Raw genomic sequence first — 23,586 nt, 5'->3', positions numbered from 1 at the left:
GCGTGCGTGCCCGACCTCGCGAGCCCGGCCTGATCCGAACGACTGGCTCTAGCGGTTCAGCGCGGCGACGCCGGCCTGGGCGAACTTCTCGTCCAGGTCGCCCGACGGCGCACCCGCGACGCCGATGCCCGCGACCGGGGCGCCCTTCGCCGCGACGGGCGCGCCGCCCGCGAGGAACAGGGTGCCCGGGATGTCCTTCAGGTTCGGGGCCTGCTCGAGGCGCTTGGCGAGCTCGGACGTCGGCGCGTTCCAGGACACCGCGGTGTACGCCTTCTTCACGGCGGACTCGTACGACTGAGGGCCGGCGCCGTCGCCGCGGAGGGTGACGATCGTGTTGCCGTTGCGGTCGACGACGGCGACGGAGACGCGCTGGTTCTCCTTCTTCGCGGCGTCGAGGGCGGCCTGCGCGGCCTTCGTGGCGGCGGCCGTCGTCAGGTGCGTGGACTGGGTGAGGTTCTTGGCCGGGGCGTCCGCGGTCACGGCGGCGGGGGCCGCGGCCGGGGCGTCGGCGCTGGCCGAGACCGCGCCGAAGGTACCGGCGACGACGCCGGCGAGGACGGCGCCACCGGTCAGGACACGGGCGCGCTTCGAGATCTTCTTCATGACGGGTGCTCCTTGGAGGCGGTCGGGTCGGTCAGAGGCGGTCGGTGAGTCGCTCTGCCATCGATCCTCCGGCCGGAAACCGGCCCGCACCGTCGACGTACCGGCTGCGACCGGAGCGCGGCTCGGCTGACGTCAGGGTCAGCCGATCGGTTGACCCGCGTACCGCCCGAGGGGGCCACAATGGGGGTGTTTGACCAGTTCAGCAGCGCGAGAGCGGTGCGGTGACGGCACAGCGGCGGAAGCTTCCGCGGCGCGACGGCCGGGCAGCGGCGGAAGCGGAGAGGGGCACGGGCGTGGAACACGAGACGCGGGATCCGGACGCCCGCTGGCTGGCCGCGGTCATGCACGCCGCGTTCTTCCTGCTGCTCGGCGGAGCCCTCGCCCGGTTCCTGCTGCGCCACCCCGGCGAGGCCCGCACCCCGTGGATCATCGCGCTGTCCGTGGTCCTGGCCGCCCTGTACGTGCTCGGCCCCGCGCTCGGCCCGGGCCGCGGCGCCCGCCCCACCCCGCGCCGCATCACCTGGCTGGCCCTGGTCGTCGCCGTGTGGGTGGTCCTCGTCGTCCTCGCGCCGAGCTTCGCCTGGTGCGCGGTCCCGCTGTTCTACACGGGCCTGCGCACCCTGCCCGCCCGCGCCGCGCTCGTCCTGATCGGCGTGCTCACGGTGTTCGTCGTCGCGGCTCAGCTGCGCCTCGCGGGGAACTTCGACCCGAACCTGCTGCTCGCACCGCCGGCCGTCGCGGCCCTGGCGACCGCCGTCTTCGTCCACATGGAGCGCCAGGCGGAACGCCAGCGCGCCCTGATCGACGACCTCCGGCGCACCCGCAGGGAACTCGCCGCGACGGAGCGCCGCGAGGGCACGCTCGCCGAACGGCAGCGCCTGTCGATGGAGATCCACGACACGCTCGCCCAGTCCCTCTCCAGCCAGCAGATGCTGCTCCAGGCGGCGGACCGGCTGTGGGACGCCGACCCCGAGCGGGCCCGCGCCCATGTGCGGACAGCGGAATCGGTGACCGAGCGGGGCCTCGTGGAAGCGCGCCGGTTCGTGCATGACCTGGCGCCGGCGGACCTTGCGGGCGGCGGCCTGGACGAGGCGCTGCGGACGCTGGCGGCGCGGGAGTCGGAGGCGGGGCTCGCGGTCCGCTTCCACGCGGAGGGCACCCCGGCGCCGCTGCCCGACCGGGTCGAGTCCGCGCTGCTGAGAATCGCGCAGGGCGCCCTCGCGAACGTACGGGAGCACGCGGACGCGACGGCCTCCGCGATCACGCTGACGCACCTCGGCGACCAGGTCGTCCTCGACATCGCGGACAACGGCCGCGGCTTCACGCCCGAACCCCCGCGGGAGGGCGGCGTGCGCGGGCACGGCCTCCCGGCGATCCGGGCGCGCACGCGGCAGCTGGGTGGCACCCTGACGATCGAGTCGGCGCCGGGCGAGGGCACGGTGCTGTCGGTGGCGATTCCGCTGGAGGCCTCGTGAGTGACCCCGTACGGCTGCTCGTCTGCGACGACCACGTGGTGGTGCGCGCGGGACTGCTCGCCCTGCTCGGCAGCACGCCCGGCATCGAGGTGGTCGGCGAGGCGGGCACGGGCGACGAGGCGGTGGCGCTCGCCGCGAAGCTGACGCCGGACGTCGTCCTGATGGACCTCCAGCTGGGCGAGGGCATCGACGGCGTGGAGGCCACGCGGCGCATCACGACCGCGCCGCCCGAGGCGGGCCCGCACCCGCACGTCCTCGTGCTGACCACGTACGACACGGACGCGGACATCACCCGGGCCATCGAGGCGGGCGCGACGGGCTACCTCCTCAAGGCGGAGCGTCCCGAGGAGCTGTTCGCCGCGATCCAGGCCGCCGCCGAGGGCCGTACGACGCTGTCCCCGCCGGTCGCGAGCCGCGTCATGGCCCGCATGCGCAGCCCGCGCCCGTCCCTCACGGACCGCGAGCGCGACATCCTCGCCCAGCTCGCCCAGGGCCTGGGCAACCGGGACATCGCCCGCGCCCTGTTCATCAGCGAGGCGACGGTGAAGACCCACCTCGGCCGGATCTACGACAAGCTCGGCGTGGACACGAGGGCGGGCGCGGTGGCGGTGGCGAAGGAGCAGCGGCTGCTGGGCTGATTGCGGCGACTGCTGCGACGGCGACCGTGGTGACCGCGACAGCCGTGCGGGCACCCCTCCCGCCCATGGACGGCACGACCTCCCGCCCGTGACACCATCAGCTACGTGCTCGACATCGGCTACGCCCTCTCCCGCCGCTTCCCGGACCCGATCCAGCTGGACTACCGCCGCGCGGACGTCCGCACGCTGCGCCACGACCTCTTCTGCGGCGACGTCTACCTCGCCGACACCAAGGCCGACCGGGAGCTGTCCACAGCCTGGGGATGGGTGCCGGTACTGGACTTCGCGTGGGCGCTGTGCGACATCGTCGAGCAGCTGGACCGCGACCCGCGCGGCAGCCGCGCGTCGAGGCCGCAGTACGCCGAACTCGACTTCACCGAGTCGACGGACCGGATGCTCTTCGAGCGCCGCTTCGGGTGGGTCGACATCGAGGCCGACTGGATGGAGGCCGACGAGCCGCCCCTGACGTTCTCCCACACCGCGCTGCGCCGCGAGGCCCGCGACTTCCTGCACGACCTGATCGCCGACCTCACCGACATGCACGAGGACCTGGCGGACAACCCGGCGATCTGGGACCTGCAGGCCCGCTTCCCCCGCATCCCGGACGAGCGCTAGCCCCAAAAAACGCACACAAGCCCCCCGGCTACTCCACCCGCACCCCGATCTGCGCCGCGAACGCCGGTGCCAGGTCGAAGAGCTGGGCCGGGCTGATGACCGCCCCCGCCAGCCGGTCCACCCCCCGGGCGATCCCCAGCTCCGCCACGCCCCGCAGATCCACGTCAGCCATCACAGCGCCCGTGAAGTCCGCACCCCGCACGACACAGCCCTGGAACTCGACCCGGTCCAGCCGCGCGCCCCCGAAGTCCGGCTCCACCAGCACGCACCCGTCGAAGACGACGTCCTTCAGGCGCGCCTTGCGCAGATTCAGGTACTCGATCTTCCCGCCGCGCACCACGACCCGCTCCAGCACGCTCCCGTGCAGCTGGACCCCGCCGAGGCGCGCGTCCACCACCTCGACGTCCCGCAGCGTCGCCTCCGCGAGGTCCGTGCCCACACCCCGTATCCCTGTCAGCGTGGAATCGAGGATCCGGGCGCGGGTCAGCCGCGTCTCGTCGAGCGCGCACCCTTCGAGCGCGCAGTCCATGAAGCGGGCGCCTCCGCCGTCCTGCCCGGTGAAGTCGGCCGCCGTGAACTCCACCCCGTCGTAGTCCCCGTCCGGCTCGAGCTCGCCGCCGGTCCAGGGCGCCAGCGGGGGCAGCCGCACCTCGGGCCGCCGCGCCTTCTTCACCGCCGCCGGTTTCGCCGACGACGACTTCGCCGACCGCACCACTCGTTTCTCCGCCATGCCCCCATGCTGCCCGCCCCCACTGACAATCGGTGACCGCCGCCTCTCCCCCGCCCATGTCACATTCCGCCACTCGCAGCCGTCGTACAGACAAAGGCAGCCCGAAGGGAAGAGCGGTATGGCAACGACCAAGCCCGACCTCACCGTCATCGGCGGCGGATTCGCCGGCCTCACCGCGGCCGTCACCGCCGCCGAGGCCGGAGCGCGCGTCACCGTCCACGAGTCGCACCACACCCTCGGCGGCCGCGCCCGCACCGCCGAAGGCCCGTACCGCACGCACGACGGACCGCACGCCCTCTACAACGGCGGCCCGCACTGGACCTGGCTCAAGCAGCGCGACCTGCTCGGCCCGCTCGCCCCGATCCCGCCCGTCGAGGGCTCCCGTCTGCGCTTCCACCACCGCGGAGCCCTGCGCCGCACCCCACCTCTGGCCCTCCTGCGCCTCCTTCGCCACCGGTCCGAACACGCGCCCGTGGACCTGGACTTCATGACGTGGGCGACGCGGCACGTCGGCGAGGAGGGGGCCCGCGCGGCCGCCCACTACACGTCCGTCGCGCTCTTCCACCACGACCCGGGCTCCTTGTCCGCCGCCTTCGTCCAGGAGCGCCTGCGCCGCGCCGCGAAGGTGCCGCCAGAGGCGCACTATCCGCGCGGCGGCTGGGCCTGTGTGATCGACCGGATGGCGGCCCGCGCCTGGAATCTGGGCGTGCGCGTGGAGACGCTGTCCCGCGTCGACACCCTTCCGACGGGCGGTGGCCCGGTGATCGTGGCGACGTCCCTCGACTCGGCGCGCCGCCTCCTCGGGGACTCGTCGCTGACGTGGGACAGCGGCCGTACGACGCTGATCGACCTGGCCGTGCGCACCCGCCGCGGCGACGCCTTCGCCGTGTCCGGGCTCGACTTCCCGGCCTGGCTCGAGCGGTTCACGGCCCAGGACCGGAGCCTGGCGCCGCACGGGCAGCAGCTCGTCCAGGGCCAGGTCCCCGTAGCGCCGCACGAGTCGAAGGCCGACGGCACGGCACGCGCCGAACGCCTGCTCGACCTGGGATTCCCCGGCTGGCGCGACCGTGCGATGTGGCGCAGGGACGCGCTCGCGAACGGGCGTACGGGGGCGGTCGACCTGCCCGGCACGACCTGGCGGGACCGGCCCGCGATCGACCGCGGGGACGGCGTCTATCTGGCGGGTGACCAGGTCGCGGCGCCCGGCGTGCTCTCCGAGGTGTCGTTCAACAGCGCCATCGAGGCGACCACGCTCGCGCTCACCGCCTCCCGCCCGGGTCTCCGCGCGGCCTGACCCCTGCGCTTGACCTCAAGTGAGCTTGAGGCTGAAAGGTGGTGCACACCTGGCCCAGCAAGGGGCCGTACGCCCGAGGGAGCCCACCATGCACGCCGTACGACTGCACGCCTTCGGCCCCGCCGAGAACCTCACCTACGAGAAGACCGACGACCCCCTGCCCGGCCCCGGCCAGGTCCGGATCGCCGTGGCCGCGGCCGGCGTGCACCTCCTGGACACCGCCCTGCGCGAGGGTATGAAGGGCCCCGCGCCCGAGCCGCCCGCACTGCCCACCGTCCCCGGCCGCGAGGTCGCCGGCACCGTCGAGTCGCTCGGCGAGGGCACCGACGCGTCCTGGCTCGGCAAGCACGTCGTGGGCCACCTCGGATTCGCCCCGGGCGGCTACGCCGAGCTCGCCGTCATCGACGCGGCCCGCCTGCACGAACTCCCGCCGGGCCTGGACTTCGCCGAGGCCGTCGCCCTGATCGGCACGGGCCGTACGACGATGGGGATCCTCCAGTTCGCGCCGCTCGGCCCCGCGTCGGTGGCCGTGATCCCGGCCGCGGCCGGCGGCGTCGGCACCCTGCTCGTCCAGTACGCGAAGCACGCGGGCGCCACCGTCGTCGGCCTCGCGGGCGGCCCCGAGAAGGTGGCCCGCGTCCGCGCGAACGGCGCCGATCTGGCCGTCGACTACACCGCCCCCGACTGGCCCGAACAGGTCCGCTGGTTCCTCAGCGGCCGCACCGCGACCGTCGTCTTCGACGGGGTGGGCGGCGACGCGGGCCTGGCCGCCGTCGACCTGCTCGGCCCCGGCGGCGTCCACGTCGTCTTCGGCTGGTCCGGCAAGGGCCTGCACGACGGCGAGCCCCTCACCTTCTCCGAGGACGAACTCACCCGGCGCGGCATCACCCAGGAACAGGTGCTCGGCCCGCCGATGATGCGGCGTGCGGGCGGCGACAACCCCGTCCGCACGCTGGAACTGGCCGCCCTGAAGGAGGCCGAGGCCGGCCGCCTGCGTCCCGCGGTGACCCGCTTCCCGCTCGCCGAGGCGGCCGCGGCCCACCGCGCCCTGGAGAACCGCGGCACGATCGGCAAGGTGGTCCTGATCCCGTGACCCGCAGCCCGGGTCCAAGGGCGCGCCGGGCCGGCTGGGCGCGCTACGACCCGAGCCGCGCCAGCGCCCCGTCCGTCAGCCGGTACACCGTCCACTCGTCCTGCGGCGCCGCGCCGAGCGCCTTGTAGAAGTCGATCGACGGCTCGTTCCAGTTGAGGACCGACCACTCCAGGCGCGCGTACCCGCGCTCGACGCAGATCCGCGCAAGTTCGGTCAGCAGCGCCTTGCCGTGGCCGCCGCCGCGCGCCTCGGGCCGTACGTACAGGTCCTCCAGGTAGATCCCGTGCACGCCGCGCCACGTGGAGAAGTTCAGGAACCAGAGGCAGAAGCCGACGGGCTCGCCCGTCGTGTCGTCCTCGGCGATGTGGGCGAACGCGGCGGGCCGCTCCCCGAACAGCGCCTCGCGCAGCTGCTCCTCGGTGGCCCGCGCCTCGTGCAGCGCCTCCTCGTAGTCGGCGAGTTCACGGACCAGGGCGTGGATGACGGGGACATCGGCGGACGTGGCGGTACGAATCATGACGGCAGGCTAACCAGTCACCGCGGGACGGCCGGACGGCCCGGTTCACCAGTCACCGCGGGACGGCCGGACGGCCCGGTTCACCAGTCACCGTGGCGCGCCCCGCACGCGGGCCGACCCGTCACCGCGTCCCGCCCCGCACGGGCCGGCTCACCGCCCGAGCAGCCTCCGAGCCGTCTCCATGTGGTCCGGCGCCAGGGGCCGCCCGTCCTCGATCTCCCACAGGGAGTCCTGAAGCACCCGCCCGAGCGTCCAGGCGCGCGCCCGCTCCCGGTCGAGCCCGAGCACCCCGCTCATCGCGTCGAACCGCCACACCACCTCGTCCGCGTCGAAGCGGTTGTCGATGGCGGGCTTCAGGTCGAAGCCCGGATCGCCCGCGAGCGGCTTCGGGTCGATGGCGAGCCACGGCTCCCGCGCAGCGGCCAGCACGTTCTCGAAGTGCAGATCCCAGTGCAGCAGCCGGTTCCCGGCCTCGCCGGCGACCTCGCGCACGGCCGCCGCGCAGTCCGCGAGCAGCGCGCGGTCGGCCGGGTCGGCCACGGCCGCGAGCGCCGAAGGCACCTGGGCGAGCATGTCCGCCGCGATGTCGGCCAGCCGCCGCATCCCTTCCGGGGCGGGCCCGGACGTGAGCCGGGCGAGCAGTTCGGCGATGACGAGGACGGCCTTGCGGGAGTCCTCCACGGAGTCCAGCATCCGCCCGGAGTCGAGCCGTTCGAGGAGCATCGTGCCGGTGGCGTCGTCGTGGTCGAGCAGCCGGACGGCGCCGTCGCCGTCCCAGACGCGCAGCGCGACCGGCTCGCCCTCGGTCTCCTCGTCGAGGATCTGGAACTTGACCGCGGCGGGCGTCCCGTCGCCCCGCACCACGGGCAGGACGAGGGCGGCCATGCCGTGCATCGCGGGCCCGTCGACGCGCAGATCCCAGCGTTCGACGAACTCCTCCACGCGCGCGGGGAGCCCGGCGATGAAGGCGCGACCGGGGTCACCCGCGTAGGTGTACTGCGACTCGACCAGGCCGTCCGGAATGTCGATCACCCGAACGACCCTACGTGCGTGCCTGAATGCAGTCCATGCGTCGTTTCCTCCTCGCCGTGTGGTCGTACGTACGGCACGCCCCCGGCACCTATCTCTGGCTGGCCGCCCTGTTCCTCACCACGGTGGCCATGCACCACATGGACCCGCACTTCGAGCACGAGTTCCTGCTCCAGCGCTCCACGAACCTGCACGAGCTGTCGACGAACCCGGTCCGCGTGTTCGTCGCCTCCCTGTTCTGGATCGACGACAGCAGCTGGTGGCCGTACGCCGTCCTCTACACGGTGTTCCACGCCCAGGCCGAGCGCTGGCTCGACACCTGGCGCTGGCTGGCCGTCGCGGGGGCGGCGCACGTCCTCGCGACGCTGATCAGCGAGGGCGCGCTGCTCTGGGCGATCCGTGAGGGCCACGCGCCCGCCTCATCGGTCGACACCCTTGATGTGGGGGTGAGTTACGCGCTGGCGGGCGTCGTCGGCGTCCTCACGTACCGGCTCGCCCCGCCCTGGCGCTACGTCTACCTGGTCGTCGTCCTGATCGTCTACGGCGGCCCGCTGCTCACCGGCCGCACCTTCACCGACCTGGGGCACTTCGTCTCGGTCCTCATCGGCCTGGCCTGCCACCCCCTGGTACGCGACCGGAGCGAGCCCTTGAACCCCCTGACGCTCCTGCGGCGGGACCGGCCAGCGAGGCGGAACGACCACCCCCGAACCCAGGAAGGCGGCCGTCCCCCCTGCCCGAACCCCCCTGCGGAGCGCTAACGTCCGGGGCCATGAGCAGCAAGAACGGCACCCACGGCACCCAGGCCACCGTCAATGGCGGCATATCGTTCTGGTACGCGGACGACGGCATCCCCACCGCCCGCGAACCCCTGCCGGGTGACGCGTCCGCCGACGTCGTCATCGTCGGCGGCGGCTACACGGGCCTGTGGACCGCCTACTACCTGAAGAAGGCCGCGCCCTTCCTCCGCATCACCGTCCTGGAGCAGAAGTTCTGCGGCTACGGCGCGTCCGGGCGCAACGGCGGCTGGCTCTACAACGGCATCGCCGGCCGCGACCGCTACGCGAAGCTGCACGGCCACGACGCGGCCGTCCGCCTCCAGGAGGCCATGAACGACACGGTCTCCGAGGTGATCCGCGCGGCCGCCGAAGAGGAGATCGACGCAGACATCCACCAGGGCGGCGTACTCGAAATCGCCTACACGCCGGCCCAGCTGGCCCGCCTCAAGGCCTTCCACGCGGCGGAGCTCGCGTACGGCGAGAAGGACCGCACCCTGCACGGCGCCCGCGAGACCGCCGAGCGCGTCCGCGTCTTCGGGGCCGTCGGCTCGACCTGGACCCCGCACGGCGCCCGCCTGCACCCCGTCAAGCTCCTCAAGGGCCTGGCCGCGGCCGTCGAGGCCCTCGGCGTCACGATCCACGAGTCGACGCCCGTCACGGAGATCAAGCCGAAGCACGCCGTCACCCCGTACGGCACGGTCCGCGCGCCCTACATCCTGCGCTGCACCGAGGGCTTCACCGCGTCCCTCAAGGGCCAGCGCCGCACCTGGCTCCCCATGAACTCCTCCATGATCGCCACGGAGCCGCTGACCGACGCCCAGTGGGAGTCCATCGGCTGGGAGGGCCGCGAGACCCTCGGCGACATGGCGCACGCCTACATGTACGCCCAGCGCACCGCCGACGGCCGCATCGCGCTCGGCGGCCGGGGCGTCCCGTACCGCTACGGCTCGAGGACCGACAACGACGGCCGCACCCAGCCCGCCACCATCGAGTCCCTCACTGCGCTCCTGACCCGCTTCTTCCCCCAGCTCGCGGGCGTCGCCGTGACCCACGCCTGGTCCGGCGTCCTCGGCGTCCCCCGCGACTGGTGCGCCACGGTCACCCTCGACCGCGCGACGGGCCTCGGCTGGGCGGGCGGCTACGTCGGCTCGGGCGTCGCCACCACCAACCTCGCCGCCCGCACCCTGCGCGACCTGGTCCAGCAGGACTCCGGCCAGTCCGGCCCCACCGACCTCACGACCCTCCCCTGGGTCAACCACAAGGTCCGCAAGTGGGAGCCGGAACCCTTCCGCTGGCTGGGCGTCCACGGCATGTACGCCACCTACAACGCGGCCGACCACCGCGAACTCACCACCCACACGACAGGCTCCTCCCGCCTGGCCCGAGCCGCGGACAAGGTGGCCGGCCGCAGCTGACAGGCCCCCACCGGGCCCAACCAACGACGAAGGCCCAGGCCACACCCGTGACCTGGGCCTTCACCTCGATGGAGCCCCCTGTCGGATTCGAACCGACGACCTACGCATTACAAGTGCGTTGCTCTGGCCGGACTGAGCTAAGGAGGCAGCAGCCCGAGCAGTGTAACCAACGACGGGCGGCACCCCGTCGAATATTTCGTCGAAGGTCACTTCGCTCCGGCTACTGACAGACCCCACACCGGACAGGTACCGTCCAGAAACAGTTCACCCGTGTGGACTACACCACTGCGGCAACGGCTGCGGTGGATCACCACCTTTACTCGGATCGTCCGGCACGTTCCTGCCGGTGAAGGGGGCTTAACAGCCATGGCTACTGTTTCGTTCGACAAGGCGACCCGGATCTACCCGGGCTCCACCAAGCCGGCCGTCGACGGCCTGGAGATCGAGATCGAGGACGGCGAGTTCCTCGTCCTCGTCGGCCCGTCCGGCTGCGGCAAGTCGACCTCCCTGCGCATGCTCGCGGGTCTCGAGGACGTGAACGGCGGAGCGATCCGCATCGGCGACCGCGACGTGACCCACCTGCCGCCCAAGGACCGGGACATCGCCATGGTGTTCCAGAACTACGCGCTCTACCCGCACATGTCTGTCGCCGACAACATGGGCTTCGCCCTCAAGATCGCCGGCGTGAACAAGGCCGAGATCCGCCAGAAGGTCGAAGAGGCCGCGAAGATCCTCGACCTGTCCGAGTACCTGGACCGCAAGCCGAAGGCCCTCTCCGGCGGTCAGCGCCAGCGTGTCGCCATGGGTCGCGCCATCGTGCGTGAGCCGCAGGTGTTCCTCATGGACGAGCCGCTGTCGAACCTCGACGCCAAGCTCCGTGTGTCCACGCGTACGCAGATCGCTTCGCTGCAGCGCCGCCTCGGCATCACCACCGTCTACGTCACCCACGACCAGGTCGAGGCCATGACGATGGGTGACCGTGTGGCGGTCCTCAAGGACGGTCTGCTGCAGCAGGTCGACACCCCGCGCAACATGTACGACCGCCCGGCCAACCTCTTCGTCGCCGGCTTCATCGGCTCCCCCGCCATGAACCTGGTCGAGGTCCCGATCACCGACGGCGGCGTGAAGTTCGGCAACTCGGTCGTGCCGGTGAACCGCGAGGCGCTGAAGGCCGCCTCCGACGCCGGTGACCGCACCGTCACGGTCGGCGTCCGCCCCGAGCACTTCGACATCGTCGAGGCGGGCGGCGGCGAGGCCGCGAAGTCCCTCTCCAAGGACACCGAGGACGCCCCCGCCGGTCTCGCCGTCTCGGTGAACGTCGTCGAGGAACTCGGCGCCGACGGCTACGTCTACGGCACCGCACAGGTCGGTGGCGAGGCCAAGGACCTCGTCGTCCGGGTCAACGGCCGCCAGGTCCCCGAAAAGGGCACCCAGCTCCACGTCGTGCCGCGTCCGGGCGAGACCCACGTCTTCTCCTCGTCGACCGGTGAGCGCCTCACCGACTGACACCCCGCCCGTTCCGTTGTGGAGCCCCGCACTTCGGTGCGGGGCTCCCTGCGTTCCCGGCCGCTCCCCACCCGAAACGCAGGCCGCGTTGTCGACAAATACCCCGGCACACCGGCCATTTCGCCCCCGTACGTCAACACGCAGGAATCAAAACCGGATTACCCATCCCTCGACCGAGTGACTAAATGTCGCCAAATCATCACCGACCGCTACGCTCACTCGCGTGACGCACTCCGCCAACTACACCCAGAAGCCGCGCCGAGGCCGGGGCCCCGCCCGCCGCATCGGCCGCACCCTCGCTCTCGTCCTGCCGGTGATGCTGGTGCTCTCCGGCACACTCGCGGTCACCCGAGTGAACTGGTCCGGCAGTTCACCGGACTCGATCCTCACCGCTTCCTCGCAGAACGTCTCGGCGCGCGCCAAGTCGCGTGCCCCCCAGGACGTCCTGCGCGACAAGCTGCTGCTCGAACTCCAGGACAAGGACCCCGGTATCGCCCTCACCCACCTCCAGCAGGAGATGCACGAGCGGCCGTCCCTCGCCAAGCACTGCGTCTCCATCGCCCGCGCCCTGGGCCGCGCCGCCGTGCAGGCCTACGGTCCCTCCCGCGCCCAGTCCTTCGCCCGCCCCGTCTGCGACACCGCGTTCGCGACGGGCGTCGCCACGGCAGCGCGCGGCTGACGCCCTCACGGCCGGCCGGGAAGGGGCCGACGTACAGTGCGGGCATGACGAGCGCCCAGGCCCAGGACCCGCACACGCACAGCCAGCACCACCCCACACAGGCCGTCGTCCTGGCCGGCGGCCAGGGCTCGCGTCTGCGGCCCTACACCGACGACCGGCCCAAGCCGATGGTCGAGATCCCCGGAACCGGGACCCCGATCATCGGCCATCAGCTTTCCTGGCTCGCCGAAGAGGGCGTGACGGACGCGGTCGTCTCCTGCGGGCACCTCGCCGAGGTGCTCCAGGAGTGGCTCGACGGCGCCGAACTCCCGCTGCGTGTCACCACGGTGGTCGAGAAGGAACCCCTCGGCCGTGGCGGTGGCCTCAAGTACGCCGCCGCGCACCTGCCGCACCCCGACCGCCCCTGGTACGCGACGAACGGCGACATCTGGACCCGGTTCTCGCTGCGCGAGATGGCGGACTTCCACGCCGAGCGCGACGCCACCGCCACCCTCGCCCTGGCCCGCCCCCGTATCCCGTGGGGCGCCGTGGAGACCGACGCGTTCGGCCACATCACGGACTTCATCGAGGCCCCGCCGTCCCCGTATCTGATCAACGCGGGTGTCTACGTCTTCTCCCCCGACTTCACGGACCGGCTCCCGGACCGCGGTGACCACGAGCGCACCACGTTCCCGCGCCTGGCCCGCGCGAAGCGCCTGGCCGGCTTCCCCATCCCGCAGGGCGCGTACTGGAGGGCCATCGACACGGCGAAGGACCTCACCGAGGCCGCCAAGGAGCTGGCCACGCTGGGGCGTTGAGCCCGCCGTTCCCGGTCTCCCGGTCTCCGGATGTCCCGATCTCCCGATCTCCCGATCTCCCGATACGGGAAGGGGCCCGCACACACAGCGTGTGCGGGCCCCTTCAGGTTTCTACGGGGTGTGGTCAGCCGCCGAGTACTCCGCCGAGGAGACCCCCCGGTTTGTCCCCGCCGCCGCCACCGCCGGAACCACCCGACCCGCCGGTGCCGCCACCGGTACCGGTGCCGCCGCCCGTGCCCGTGCCGCCGCTGGAGGAGGGCCCGCTGCTGGACGCCGGGGGCTGCTGCTGGGCCGGCGGGGCCGACTGCGGGGGCGCCTGGCCGGTGCCCTGCGTCTGGCTGGGCTGGCCCGCGCCGCTGGCGGTACCCGTGGCCGGGGCGGATCCCGGCGAGCTCGCCGCGCCGGACGGGTTCGCCGAAGTGGCGCCCTGCGTAGGTGTGTTGGACGCCGACGGGCTCTGCGAGCGGTGCTGCTTGCGGCCGGGCTCCGACGGGAGCGGGGAGCCGGGCAGTTCGTTGCGCGGGGCCTCGCCGGGTCCCGGGGCGGTGACGCGGCCCGCGTCGCGCACGGCGCCGCCGAGCAGCGAGCCGATGAGCAGGGTCAGGCCGACGACCACGGTCGTCACGACGGTGCCGCGGCGCAGCACGTACCGCCGCAGATCCCACAGTTCGGCGCGCGGGCCGAGCCGGCGCCAGGCGCCGCCCGCGAGGCGTCCGTCGATGGAGTAGACGGGCGCCCCCGCGATGATCAGCGGGGACCAGGCGGCCAGGTAGATGATGTCGGGCGCGTCGTAGGCGGGCACCGTCTTCCAGCTGACCGTGACGATGAGCGCGGCCGAGAGCAGTACGCCGAAGACGGCCGCGACGCGCTGCCAGAGGCCGAGCACGGTGAGCACGCCGACGACGACCTGGAGGAAGGCGATGCACAGCCCGGCGCCGACGGGGTGCTGGAGTGCGAAGTCGCGCAGGGGTTCGGCGAGGGCCCACGGGTGCAGCGAGTTGAGCCACTTGACCATGGAGCCGCGATCGCCGCCGTCGAAGTAGACGGGGTCGCAGAGCTTGCCCATGCCGGCGTACATGGAGATGAAGCCGAGGAAGACGCGCAGCGGGAGGAGGACGACGCCGAGGTTCATCCGGCGGCCGGGGTAGTACGCGTGCCGCACCGGGTCGGCACCGTGCCGCCGGGAGGCGTTCCGATCGTCCCCGTCGCCGTACTCGTCGTCGCCGAACCCGCCTTCGTCGTACGAGGGTTCCTCGTACGGCGGCGGCTCTTCGAAGGCGCTGCCGGACTGACGCATCTGCGGGAGGAGGCGGGTGCCCTGCGCGGTGACCGTGGGCAGTTCGCCGGTGGCGTCGTCCCTGAGGTCGCTGTCGAAGTCGATGCGCGGGATGACCTGGGTGGCGCCGCCCTCCCCTCCCCCGTAGCCGTGCTGGGGAAGCGCGCCCTCGCCTGCTCTGCGGGCCGCCTGGAGGAGACCGGTCGCGCCGGGGTCGCCGGGCGCGGACCGGCCGCTCCAGACGACGGGGGCGCGGCGGCGCGCGGCGGCGGCGCCGACGACGGGGGTGCGAGCGGTCTGGTCCAGCGAGCCCAGGTGCCGGGCGATACGGGGAGACTGCGTCTCCTGCGCCCGGGGGAGCTGCACGCGGAAACTCGCGTGATTGACGACGACCTGCGCGGGATCGCACGGCACCTTCACCATGCTCAGCGCGGGACCGTCGTCGAATCCGGAATCGAATCCGGGGCCGAATCCGGGCGAGCGGTCCCCCGTAGGTGTGCGGGGTGTTCTGGTGTCCACACTCATCTAACCGAGTGATGTGTGTTTAGGACACTGCCTTGACCGCGTGCAAATGTCCGGACCGCGTCAAGATCGCGGCCCGGACACCCCGTCAGGAACGGCGGCGGGCCGCCTCGTACAGGACGACGCCCGCCGCGACACCGGCGTTGAGGGATTCGGTGCCGCCCGGCATCGGGATCCGCACGCGGTAGTCGCAGGTCTCGCCGACGAGGCGGGACAGGCCCTTGCCCTCGCTGCCGACCACGATGACGACGGGCCCGCCGAGGGCTTCGAGGTCACCGACGGTGTGCTCGCCGTCGGCCGCGAGACCGACGATGGCGATGCCCGCCTTCTTGTACGCCTCGAGGGCGCGCGTCAGGTTGGTGCAGCGGGCGACGGGCGTGCGGGCTGCGGCGCCCGCGGACGTCTTCCAGGCACCGGCGGTCATGCCGGCCGCGCGCCGCTCGGGCACGACGACGCCGTGGCCGCCGAACGCGGAGACGGAGCGGACGACGGCGCCCAGGTTCCTGGGGTCGGTGACGCCGTCCAGGGCGACGATCAGCGGGTCCTCACCCTGGTCGTACGCGGCGGCGGCGAGGTCCTCCGAGTGCGCGTACTCGTACGGCGGGACCTGGAGGACGAGGCCCTGGTGGTTGAGGCCGTTCGTCATGCGGTCCAGCTCGGGGCGGGGGGCCTCCATCAGGTGGATGCCGCCGCGCTCACCGGCGAGCTGGAGCGCCTCGCGCACCCGCTCGTCGTTGTCGATGAACTGCTGGACGTAGAGCATCGAGGCGGGCACGCCCTCGCGCAGCGCCTCGACGACGGAGTTGCGTCCGACGACCATCTCGGACGTGCCCTTGCCGCCACGGCTCTTCAGCGTCGCGGGGCGGCGGGTGGCCTGCTTGGCCTTGGCGCCCGCGATGCGGTTCTTCTTGTGTCCCTTGCGCGCCTCGGCGGGCGGCGTCGGACCCTTGCCTTCGAGTCCCCGGCGTCGCTGGCCGCCACTGCCGACCTGCGCGCCCTTCTTGCCGGACATGCGGCGGTTGTTCGCGGCCATGATCTACCTGTCTGTGTGATGCGTATGTGCGTACGTATATGAAGTGTGCCGCCCGGAGGCCCGAGCGGCACATTCGCGCAGGTCGTCAGCGCGGGCCGAGCGTCCAGCGCGGCCCGGTCGGGCTGTCCTCGATGACGAGCCCGGACTGGCCGAGCTGGTCGCGGATGGCGTCGGCGGTGGCCCAGTCCTTGCGGGCACGGGCGGACTCGCGCTGCTCCAGGACGAGCCGTACGAGGGTGTCGACGGCCCCGTGCAGGTCCTCGCCGCGCTCGGTCTCGCCGGCCCAGTGCGGGTCGAGCGGGTCCAGGCCGAGGACGCCGAGCATCGCGCGGACCTCGGCGAGGCGGGCGACGGCGGCTTCCTTGTCGTCGGCGGCGAGGGCGCTGTTGCCCTGGCGGACGGTGGTGTGGATGATCGCGAGCGCCTGCGGCACGCCCAGGTCGTCGTCCATGGCCTCGGCGAAGGCGGGCGGCACCTCGTCGGCGGGGGCGACGACGCCCCCGGCCAGCTCGGTGACGCGCTGCACGAAGCCCTCGATCCGCGCGAACGCGGACTCGGCGTCGCGCAGGGCCTCCTCGCTGTACTCGATGGTCGAGCGGTAGTGCGGGGTGCCGAGGTAGTAGCGCAGCACGATCGGGCGCCAGTCCTTGACCATCTCGGACACGAGGACCGAGTTGCCCAGGGACTTCGACATCTTCTCGCCGCTCATGGTGACCCACGAGTTGTGCACCCAGTACTTGGCGAACTCGTCACCGAAGGCCTTGGCCTGGGCGATCTCGTTCTCGTGGTGCGGGAAGATCAGGTCGATGCCGCCGCCGTGGATGTCGAAGGCGGAGCCCAGGTACTTGTGGGCCATCGCCGAGCACTCCAGGTGCCAGCCGGGCCGGCCGCGGCCCCACGGGGTCTCCCAGCTGGGCTCCCCGGGCTTGACGGCCTTCCACATGGCGAAGTCGCGCGGGTCGCGCTTGCCGGTCTCGCCGTCGCCGGAGGGCTGGCGCAGCTCGTCGAGGTCCTGGTTCGACAGCTCCAGGTAGCCGGGGAAGGAGCGCACGTCGAAGTAGACGTTCCCGTCCGCCTCGTAGGCGTGGCCGCGCTCGATGAGGCCGCGCATCATCTCGACCATCTCGGTGACATGACCGGTGGCGCGCGGCTCGTAGGTGGGCGGCAGGCAGCCGAGGGCGGTGTAGCCGTCGTTGAACGCGCGCTCGTTCTCGTACCCGATCGACCACCAGGGCCTGCCCTGTTCGGCGGCCTTCTTGATGATCTTGTCGTCGATGTCGGTGACGTTCCGCACGAACGTCACTTCGTAGCCGCGGTACGTGAACCAGCGGCGCATGATGTCGAAGTTGAGGCCGGACCGGATGTGCCCGATGTGCGGAGCGGCCTGCACGGTCGCACCACAGAGGTAGATCGAGACACAACCCGGTGTCAGCGGGACGAAGTCACGGATCTTCCGGGCGCTGGTGTCGTGCAGGCGAATAGTCACTCCTCCAGGGTAGTGGGCCCAAGGCAGTGCCCCGCGACCCCTTTGGGGACACGGGGCACAACCGTGACGTTGTGACGTGTGTCAGGCCGCCGTTCAGACGCGGCCGACGACCTTGCGGGGGGTGATCCGCACGACGACGCGCTCGGCGTCGTCCCCGGAGCGGGGGTTGAACTCCGCGTACTTCTTGCCCGTGTACTTGAGGGACAGCTCGTCGATGAGTTCCTGGCCGCCCTCGGTGGTGAGGTCGGCGCTGCCGCGGATCTCGGCGTAGGTATAGGGGTTGTCGGTGGGCTGCACGACGACGGTGACACGGGGGTCGCGGCGGAGGTTCTTCTCCTTGCGCCGGTCGACCGTCGTGGAGAACAGCACGTCGTCCCCGTCCCGCTTCACCCAGACAGGCGACACCTGCGGGCTCCCGTCGGGCTGGATGGTGGCGACCGTGATGAAGACCGGGGTGTCGAGCAACGCCTTGAGCTCGTCGGACAGCTGGGCAGACATGGAGCCTCACTCCTTGGGGGGATGCCTGTACGAGTACCCGATACTGCGCCAACATCCGCCCCCGGAGCGGTATTTCAGCCCGTCCTGACGACCAGTGCCGTGGCGATCGCCGCGAGGCCGTCACCCCGGCCGGGGAAGCCCAGGCCGTCGGTGGTGGCGCCGGAGACGGAGACGGGCGCGCCTGCCGCGTCGGAGAGCACCTTCTGCGCCTCTTCACGCCGCTTCCCGATCTTCGGCCTGGGGCCGATGACCTGTACGGCGACGTTGCCGATGGTGAAGCCCGCCTCGCGCACGATGCGGGCGGCCTCGGTGAGCAGGGTGAGCCCGGAGGCACCGGACCACTCGGGACGGCCTGTGCCGAAGTGGGCGCCGAGGTCACCGAGCCCGGCGGCGGAGAACAGCGCGTTGCACGCGGCGTGCGCGACGACATCGGCGTCGGAGTGCCCGGCAAGGCCGGGGCCCTCGCCCTCCCACTTCAGTCCGGCGCACCACAGTTCACGGCCCTCTTCGAAGGCGTGGATGTCGGTGCCGATGCCGACGAGGGGGATGACCGGCATCTCAGAAGCCATCGTTGGCCCTCCTGCGGGCGAGTACGGCCTCGGCGAGCACGAGGTCGAGGGGGCGGGTGACCTTGAAGGCCTCCTCGTGCCCGGGCACGACGACGACCGGTTCGCCGAGCTGCTCGACCATGCCGGCGTCGTCCGTGACGTTGTCCGTGACGGTCTCGTGGGCGCGCACGAGCGTGGCGCGGTCGAACCCCTGCGGGGTCTGCACGGCGCGCAGCCGGGCCCGCTCGGGCGTCGCGACGACGAGCTCGGGTCCGCCGTCGGCGCGGGCCTCGACCTGCTTGACGGTGTCGGCGAGGGGCAGCGCGGGGACGACGGCGGGGGCGCCTTCGCGTACGGCTTCGATGACGCCGTCGACCGTGTCGACGGGCACCAGGGGGCGGGCCGCGTCGTGAACGAGGACGACGTCGATGCCGGGCGGCAGGGCGTCGAGGCCGAGCTTCACGGACTCCTGGCGGGTCTCACCGCCGGGTACGACGACGAAGTCGGTCCGCTCGGGCAGCGCGTGGTCGGCGAGGAGGGTCTTCACCTCGGCGGCGGACGCCTCGTCGGGCGGGGCGACCACGACGACGAGGGAGACGGACCGCGAGGCGGCCATCGCCCGGACGGCGTGGATGAGCATCGGGGTGCCGTTGAGCGCGCGGAGTGCTTTGGGGGCGCCCGGGCCGAGGCGTACGCCCCGGCCGGCGGCCGGAATCACGGCCGCGGTGCGCGAGGGCCGCGTTTCGTCAGACATCGCTTCCGTTCAGGTTTGTGTGCTCGACCGAGGTGGGTATGGCCAACACCAGTGCCGGGCGCGACGCCTTGACCGGACCCCTTCCGTGACATCCGGTCGAGCCGGCTGCCCGGGCCCGGCACACCAGCTGAGTCAAGCGGGTAGGCACCACGAGTAGGCACAGAGTGCGGGTACGAACATGCCGCAGCGCCCGGCGACACCATCAGGGTCAGCGGGCACCGCGGCATTATTCATGCGCCCGGGCTTTCACCCGGGACTTCTTGTCGCAGCCGCGTGCCGGTCAGGGCACGCGTCAGGACGCGAGGACCTCGTCGAGCAGGGCCTCGGCCTTGTCCTCGTTCGTGTTCTCAGCGAGCGCGAGCTCGCTCACCAGGATCTGCCGTGCCTTGGCGAGCATGCGCTTCTCACCTGCGGACAGTCCGCGCTCACGCTCCCGACGCCACAGGTCACGGACGACTTCCGCGACCTTGATGACATCGCCGGAGGCGAGCTTCTCGAGATTTGCCTTGTAGCGGCGCGACCAGTTCGTGGGCTCTTCGGCGTACGGCGCGCGAAGCACCTCGAAGACCCGGTCGAGACCGTCCTGACCGACCACATCACGTACGCCGACGAACTCCGCATTGTCCGCTGGCACACGCACCGTCAGGTCACCCTGCGCGACCTTCAGCACCAAGTAGGTCTTGTCCACGCCTTTGATCTGGCGAGTTTCGATAGCCTCGATCAGCGCGGCCCCGTGATGGGGATAGACCACGGTGTCGCCAACCTTGAACGTCATGTGACAGGTACCCCTTCCGTGGCTATCCAGGGTAACACGGAAACGGCGTCTTCTGAATGGCGTTTTCGCAGGTCAGGGCATATCTCGGGGCTTGACAACAACAACCGGAACGTGCTGCGGAGGGCCCGCGGAAGGGGGTATTCGCAGGTCGGAGCGGCTCTTCGACGGAGACGAAACGCGCACCGTACACCTACCTGGAGAGGTCCGCAGGGGGTTGAACGTCCCGTTTTGCGCGGTTCGAAGCGCTGCACTTCCGCTACTCCGTTCGGTGACTCGGAGGCGCGTGCGACCCGAATCCGGAATTGATCACCGTGAGGGGTGATCAGTTTTCCGTACCGCCATGCATTCCTTACCGGAAATCCGCAGGTTCTCTCCCGGGGCACTTATGTGAAAGGTGACCGGGAGGCCAATGCGGCCTGTCGTGTTTGGCGAGGTGAGAGGGGCCGAGCCGGGGCCGGCGGGTCTTCGGTGAGTTCGGTGAGGGCGTGACCCCGAGGGTGATCGCGAGTGCGACAGGTGGTGCGCGGGCCGGTCGGAGCGGGGGATCGGCCGGGGCCGGGATCCATCCGAAACTCCCTAGGGGCGGGTCGGGTGCAGCGGCGCGCGAACGGCTCGGTAACCTGAGCCCGCTGACAGACCCTTAGGGCGGCTTTACACCCGTCCAGGGCGTCCAGACCCTTACCGCCCACGTTCTAGGAGTTGCCGCCGCCGTGAGCAGCAGCCTTCGACGCGGCACCCTCGCCGCCGCCGCCCTCGCGTTCTCGATCGCCTCGCTCGCCGCGTGCGGCGCTGGAAACAACGCCCAGACGCTGGAGGTCAAGCCGGACAACGCGGAGACCTCCGTCGGGGACATCCGGATCCAGAACGCCACCGTGATCACGCAGCCCGACCTGAAGTCCACGGGTCCGGCCGTCGTGACCGCGACGCTCTTCAACAACGGCTCGAAGGCCCAGACCCTCGACTCGATCCTGCTCGACGGCGTCGGCAAGAAGGCCGAGTTGTCGGCCGCCGACGGCAAGAAGACCGTGACGATCCCGGCCGGCGGCTCCCTCGTGCTCGGCGGGCAGGGCAACGCGTCCGCGCAGCTGCCCAACAGCCGCACCGCCGACCTCGACGGTGACGTGCGGACGCTGACCTTCACGTTCAGCACCACGGGCGCCGTCAAGATCCAGTCGTTCGTCGTGCCGGCCGAGAGCTACTTCAAGAAGTGGGGGCCGAGCGAGATCCCGGCCGTGCCGAGCACGGAGCCGTCGGAGTCCGCGACGCCCTCCGGGTCGGCCACCCCGTCCGGCTCCGCCTCGCCGTCCGAGTCGGCCTCGGGCAGCCCGGCCGCCGGGGCGTCCGCCTCGGAGAGCACCGCCGGGCACTGATCACGTACGTACGCAATGGCGAAGGGCGGGACCCCCGTGGGAGGTCCCGCCCTTCGGCGTTCCATGGCTGGGATCTCTCCCCCGTGCGCTCCTCGCACCGCTACGCGGGCTTCGAAGCGCCGCGCCGGACTCCGCCCGGACGGCCCGGCGCAGCCCCACCGCGGTTTACGGCTCGAACTTGTAACCGAGGCCGCGAACCGTCACCAGGTAGCGCGGGGCCCCCGGGTCCGGCTCGATCTTGGCGCGCAGTCGCTTGACGTGGACGTCGAGGGTCTTGGTGTCGCCCACGTAGTCCGCGCCCCACACGCGGTCGATCAGCTGCATGCGGGTCAGGACGCGGCCCGCGTTGCGCAGGAGCATCTCCAGGAGGTCGAACTCCTTGAGGGGCAGGTCGACCTTGGAGCCGGAGACCGTGACGACGTGGCGGTCCACGTCCATGCGGACCGGGCCGGCCTCCAGGGCCTGCGGGGTGACCTCCTCGGGCTCGCCCCTGCGGCGCAGGACCGCGCGGATACGGGCGACCAGCTCGCGGGACGAGAAGGGCTTGGTGACGTAGTCGTCGGCTCCTATCTCGAGGCCCACGACCTTGTCGATCTCGCTGTCCTTGGCGGTCACCATGATGACCGGGACGTTGGATCGGCCGCGCAGCTGGCGGCAGACCTCGGTGCCGGGCAGGCCCGGCAGCATCAGGTCGAGCAGGACGAGGTCGGCGCCGTTGCGCTCGAACTCGTCGAGACCGTCGGGGCCGGTGGCCGCGATGGCGACCTCGAAACCCTCCTTGCGGAGCATGTACGACAGGGCGTCGGAGAAGGATTCCTCGTCCTCGACGACGAGCACTCGGGTCACGGAAGGACCTCCGGGGCGGCAGGAATGGGATCGTATGCGGTTGTCTCGTCGGGCCCGTCGGCGTCGTTGCCGACGTGGTGTCCGTATGCGTCGCCGCCTACGTGTCCTGGGCCGCGGTCGCGGGTCGCGCCTGCCTCCGGCAGCCGCAGGGTGAACGTGGAGCCCTGGCCTTCGGAGCTCCACACGGTGACTTCCCCGCCGTGCGAGGCAGCCACATGCTTGACGATGGCGAGGCCGAGGCCGGTGCCGCCGGTGGCCCGGGATCGGGCCGGGTCGACTCGGTAGAAGCGCTCGAAGATGCGCTCCTTGTCCTTGTCGGAGATGCCGAGGCCCTGGTCGGTGACCGCCACTTCTATGAGGTCTCCGCCGGGCGCGGTGACCCGGCGCGCGGCAATGCCCACGCGGGTTCGGGCCGGACTGTAATTGACGGCGTTCTCGACGAGGTTGCCGAGAGCCGCGGCGAGCTGGCCGCGGTTGCCCCAGATCTGAAGGTCCGCGGTGCCTCCCGCGGCCATGGTGATCTGCTTCGTGCCGGCCTGGTGGCGGCAGCGGTCGATCGCCTCGGCGACGAGTTCGTCGACGCGGACCGGCTCGGCGTCCTCCAGCGGGTCGTCGTTCTGCACCCGGGACAGGTCGATGAGCTCCTGGACCAGGTTCGTCAGGCGGGTCGCCTCGATCTGCATCCTGCCTGCGAAGCGCTCCACCGCCTCCGGGTCGTCGGACGCGTCCATGACCGCCTCGGAGAGGAGGCTGAGCGCGCCGACCGGGGTCTTCAGCTCGTGGCTGACGTTCGCCACGAAGTCGCGGCGGACCGCCTCGATGCGGCGGGCCTCCGTCAGGTCCTCCACGAGGAGCAGGACCAGGCGGGAGCCGAGGGGGGCCACACGCGCGGAGACCGCGAGGGCGTCCCCGCGGCCGGTGCCGCGGCGGGGCAGGTCGAGCTCGACCTGTCGTATCTCCCCGTCACGGCGGGTGTCCCTGGCCATGAGGAGCATCGGCTCCACGGCCAGCTTGCCGCCTCTGACCAGGCCGAGGGCGTACGCCGCCGAGCTGGCCTTGACCACGCTGTCCGCCTCGTCCAGGACGACGGCGGAGGAGCGCAGTACGGAGAGGACGGTGTCGACGCCGGGCGGAAGGACCGGGTCCGTGTGCAGGGAAGTACGGGTGGGGCGTTTCTGGTCGCGTTCGCTCCAGCGAAACGCCAGCATGGCGATCACGCCGGTGCACACCCCGGCGATCGCTGCCGCTGCGGCGACCGCCGCGTTCACGTCCATGCCTCCAGGTTATGCGCCCTGTCAGCACTGCCCACAG

24 protein-coding genes and 1 tRNA gene are annotated in these 23,586 nt (G+C 71.8%); 11 read left to right on the top strand and 14 right to left on the bottom strand.

Features of this window, described 5'->3' with window-relative positions:
- Nucleotides 1-48: 48 nt before the first annotated feature.
- The gene (locus OG574_RS26055) at nt 49-603 is read right to left on the bottom strand and encodes a GlcG/HbpS family heme-binding protein (RefSeq protein ID WP_326775165.1); all 555 of its coding nucleotides are present in this window, start codon (nt 601-603) and stop codon (nt 49-51) included.
- 341 nt (nt 604-944) lie between these two features.
- Here OG574_RS26055 and OG574_RS26050 point away from each other — a divergent pair, with 341 nt between their 5' ends.
- From OG574_RS26050 to OG574_RS26040, 3 genes are all read left to right on the top strand, one after another.
- Complete coding sequence (locus tag OG574_RS26050) at nt 945-2,078, top strand: sensor histidine kinase (protein ID WP_326778617.1); 1,134 nt, start codon at nt 945-947, stop codon at nt 2,076-2,078.
- Entirely contained in the window at nt 2,075-2,716 is a 642-nt protein-coding gene (locus OG574_RS26045) for a response regulator (protein WP_100595695.1), read from the top strand. Before OG574_RS26050 ends, OG574_RS26045 begins: the two co-directional genes overlap by 4 nt.
- A gap of 105 nt (nt 2,717-2,821) precedes the next feature.
- On the top strand, nt 2,822-3,331 hold the full coding sequence (locus tag OG574_RS26040; RefSeq protein WP_100595694.1) for a hypothetical protein: 510 nt from the start codon (nt 2,822-2,824) through the stop codon (nt 3,329-3,331).
- A 28-nt stretch (nt 3,332-3,359) separates the two neighbouring features.
- Here the strand turns inward: OG574_RS26040 and OG574_RS26035 are convergent, their stop codons facing one another.
- Nucleotides 3,360-4,061 (bottom strand): pentapeptide repeat-containing protein, encoded by a 702-nt coding sequence (locus tag OG574_RS26035; RefSeq protein ID WP_326775164.1) that lies wholly within the window; start codon nt 4,059-4,061, stop codon nt 3,360-3,362.
- Between the two features lie 118 nt (nt 4,062-4,179).
- On the opposite strand from OG574_RS26035, the gene OG574_RS26030 reads away from it, so the two are divergent.
- Complete coding sequence (locus tag OG574_RS26030; RefSeq protein ID WP_326775163.1) at nt 4,180-5,355, top strand: FAD-dependent oxidoreductase; 1,176 nt, start codon at nt 4,180-4,182, stop codon at nt 5,353-5,355.
- Nucleotides 5,356-5,443: 88 nt separating this feature from the next.
- Nucleotides 5,444-6,448, top strand: coding sequence for a zinc-binding dehydrogenase (locus tag OG574_RS26025; protein WP_326775162.1), 1,005 nt, complete (start codon nt 5,444-5,446; stop codon nt 6,446-6,448).
- A 43-nt stretch (nt 6,449-6,491) separates the two neighbouring features.
- Here the strand turns inward: OG574_RS26025 and OG574_RS26020 are convergent, their stop codons facing one another.
- Together OG574_RS26020 and OG574_RS26015 are read right to left on the bottom strand one after the other, a co-directional pair.
- The gene (locus OG574_RS26020; protein WP_100595690.1) at nt 6,492-6,965 is read right to left on the bottom strand and encodes a GNAT family N-acetyltransferase; all 474 of its coding nucleotides are present in this window, start codon (nt 6,963-6,965) and stop codon (nt 6,492-6,494) included.
- A gap of 150 nt (nt 6,966-7,115) precedes the next feature.
- Entirely contained in the window at nt 7,116-7,997 is an 882-nt protein-coding gene (locus tag OG574_RS26015) for an aminoglycoside phosphotransferase family protein (protein WP_100595689.1), read from the bottom strand.
- Between the two features lie 26 nt (nt 7,998-8,023).
- On the opposite strand from OG574_RS26015, the gene OG574_RS26010 reads away from it, so the two are divergent.
- Together OG574_RS26010 and OG574_RS26005 are read left to right on the top strand one after the other, a co-directional pair.
- Nucleotides 8,024-8,752, top strand: coding sequence for a rhomboid-like protein (locus tag OG574_RS26010; RefSeq protein WP_326775161.1), 729 nt, complete (start codon nt 8,024-8,026; stop codon nt 8,750-8,752).
- Between the two features lie 11 nt (nt 8,753-8,763).
- Entirely contained in the window at nt 8,764-10,185 is a 1,422-nt protein-coding gene (locus OG574_RS26005) for an NAD(P)/FAD-dependent oxidoreductase (protein WP_100595688.1), read from the top strand.
- Between the two features lie 69 nt (nt 10,186-10,254).
- On the opposite strand, the gene OG574_RS26000 is transcribed toward OG574_RS26005, so the two are convergent.
- Nucleotides 10,255-10,332: transfer RNA gene (locus tag OG574_RS26000), tRNA-Thr, on the bottom strand.
- A 219-nt stretch (nt 10,333-10,551) separates the two neighbouring features.
- On the opposite strand from OG574_RS26000, the gene OG574_RS25995 reads away from it, so the two are divergent.
- The 3 genes from OG574_RS25995 (at nt 10,552) to OG574_RS25985 (ending at nt 13,167) form a co-directional block, all read left to right on the top strand.
- Nucleotides 10,552-11,691 carry an ABC transporter ATP-binding protein gene (locus OG574_RS25995; RefSeq protein ID WP_100595673.1) on the top strand — a complete coding sequence of 380 codons (1,140 nt, stop codon included), beginning with the start codon at nt 10,552-10,554 and terminating at the stop codon, nt 11,689-11,691.
- A gap of 223 nt (nt 11,692-11,914) precedes the next feature.
- Complete coding sequence (locus OG574_RS25990; protein WP_100595672.1) at nt 11,915-12,370, top strand: hypothetical protein; 456 nt, start codon at nt 11,915-11,917, stop codon at nt 12,368-12,370.
- Between the two features lie 44 nt (nt 12,371-12,414).
- Nucleotides 12,415-13,167: a nucleotidyltransferase family protein gene (locus OG574_RS25985; RefSeq protein WP_326775160.1), complete on the top strand. Its 753-nt coding sequence runs from the start codon at nt 12,415-12,417 to the stop codon at nt 13,165-13,167.
- Between the two features lie 124 nt (nt 13,168-13,291).
- Here OG574_RS25985 and OG574_RS25980 read toward each other — a convergent pair whose 3' ends face one another.
- From OG574_RS25980 to OG574_RS25950, 7 genes are all read right to left on the bottom strand, one after another.
- A complete protein-coding gene (locus OG574_RS25980) occupies nt 13,292-14,962 on the bottom strand; it encodes a DoxX family membrane protein (protein WP_326778616.1) in 1,671 nt (556 codons plus the stop codon).
- A 91-nt stretch (nt 14,963-15,053) separates the two neighbouring features.
- Nucleotides 15,054-15,998 carry a 23S rRNA (guanosine(2251)-2'-O)-methyltransferase RlmB gene (rlmB, locus tag OG574_RS25975; protein WP_326775159.1) on the bottom strand — a complete coding sequence of 315 codons (945 nt, stop codon included), beginning with the start codon at nt 15,996-15,998 and terminating at the stop codon, nt 15,054-15,056.
- An 85-nt stretch (nt 15,999-16,083) separates the two neighbouring features.
- Nucleotides 16,084-17,484: a cysteine--tRNA ligase gene (cysS, locus tag OG574_RS25970; RefSeq protein WP_326775158.1), complete on the bottom strand. Its 1,401-nt coding sequence runs from the start codon at nt 17,482-17,484 to the stop codon at nt 16,084-16,086.
- Nucleotides 17,485-17,577: 93 nt separating this feature from the next.
- Nucleotides 17,578-17,982 (bottom strand): PPOX class F420-dependent oxidoreductase, encoded by a 405-nt coding sequence (locus tag OG574_RS25965; protein ID WP_326775157.1) that lies wholly within the window; start codon nt 17,980-17,982, stop codon nt 17,578-17,580.
- Nucleotides 17,983-18,056: 74 nt separating this feature from the next.
- Nucleotides 18,057-18,551 (bottom strand): 2-C-methyl-D-erythritol 2,4-cyclodiphosphate synthase, encoded by a 495-nt coding sequence (gene ispF, locus OG574_RS25960; protein ID WP_100595666.1) that lies wholly within the window; start codon nt 18,549-18,551, stop codon nt 18,057-18,059.
- Nucleotides 18,541-19,284, bottom strand: a complete 744-nt coding sequence (ispD, locus tag OG574_RS25955; protein WP_326775156.1) for a 2-C-methyl-D-erythritol 4-phosphate cytidylyltransferase — start codon at nt 19,282-19,284, stop codon at nt 18,541-18,543. Before ispD ends, ispF begins: the two co-directional genes overlap by 11 nt.
- 292 nt (nt 19,285-19,576) lie before the next feature.
- Nucleotides 19,577-20,059, bottom strand: a complete 483-nt coding sequence (locus OG574_RS25950) for a CarD family transcriptional regulator (protein WP_003953493.1) — start codon at nt 20,057-20,059, stop codon at nt 19,577-19,579.
- 710 nt (nt 20,060-20,769) lie between these two features.
- On the opposite strand from OG574_RS25950, the gene OG574_RS25945 reads away from it, so the two are divergent.
- Nucleotides 20,770-21,429, top strand: a complete 660-nt coding sequence (locus OG574_RS25945; RefSeq protein WP_326775155.1) for a DUF461 domain-containing protein — start codon at nt 20,770-20,772, stop codon at nt 21,427-21,429.
- A gap of 165 nt (nt 21,430-21,594) precedes the next feature.
- Here the strand turns inward: OG574_RS25945 and OG574_RS25940 are convergent, their stop codons facing one another.
- Together OG574_RS25940 and OG574_RS25935 are read right to left on the bottom strand one after the other, a co-directional pair.
- Nucleotides 21,595-22,275 carry a response regulator transcription factor gene (locus tag OG574_RS25940; RefSeq protein ID WP_111665435.1) on the bottom strand — a complete coding sequence of 227 codons (681 nt, stop codon included), beginning with the start codon at nt 22,273-22,275 and terminating at the stop codon, nt 21,595-21,597.
- On the bottom strand, nt 22,272-23,549 hold the full coding sequence (locus OG574_RS25935) for a sensor histidine kinase (protein ID WP_100595663.1): 1,278 nt from the start codon (nt 23,547-23,549) through the stop codon (nt 22,272-22,274). The genes OG574_RS25940 and OG574_RS25935 overlap by 4 nt, the downstream gene beginning before the upstream one ends.
- Nucleotides 23,550-23,586 lie beyond the last annotated feature (37 nt).

This window comes from Streptomyces sp. NBC_01445 (assembly GCF_035918235.1).
GTDB lineage: Bacteria > Actinomycetota > Actinomycetes > Streptomycetales > Streptomycetaceae > Streptomyces.
Note: the sequence above shows the minus strand (reverse complement) of the source record. Positions and strands in the feature narration are given on the sequence as shown.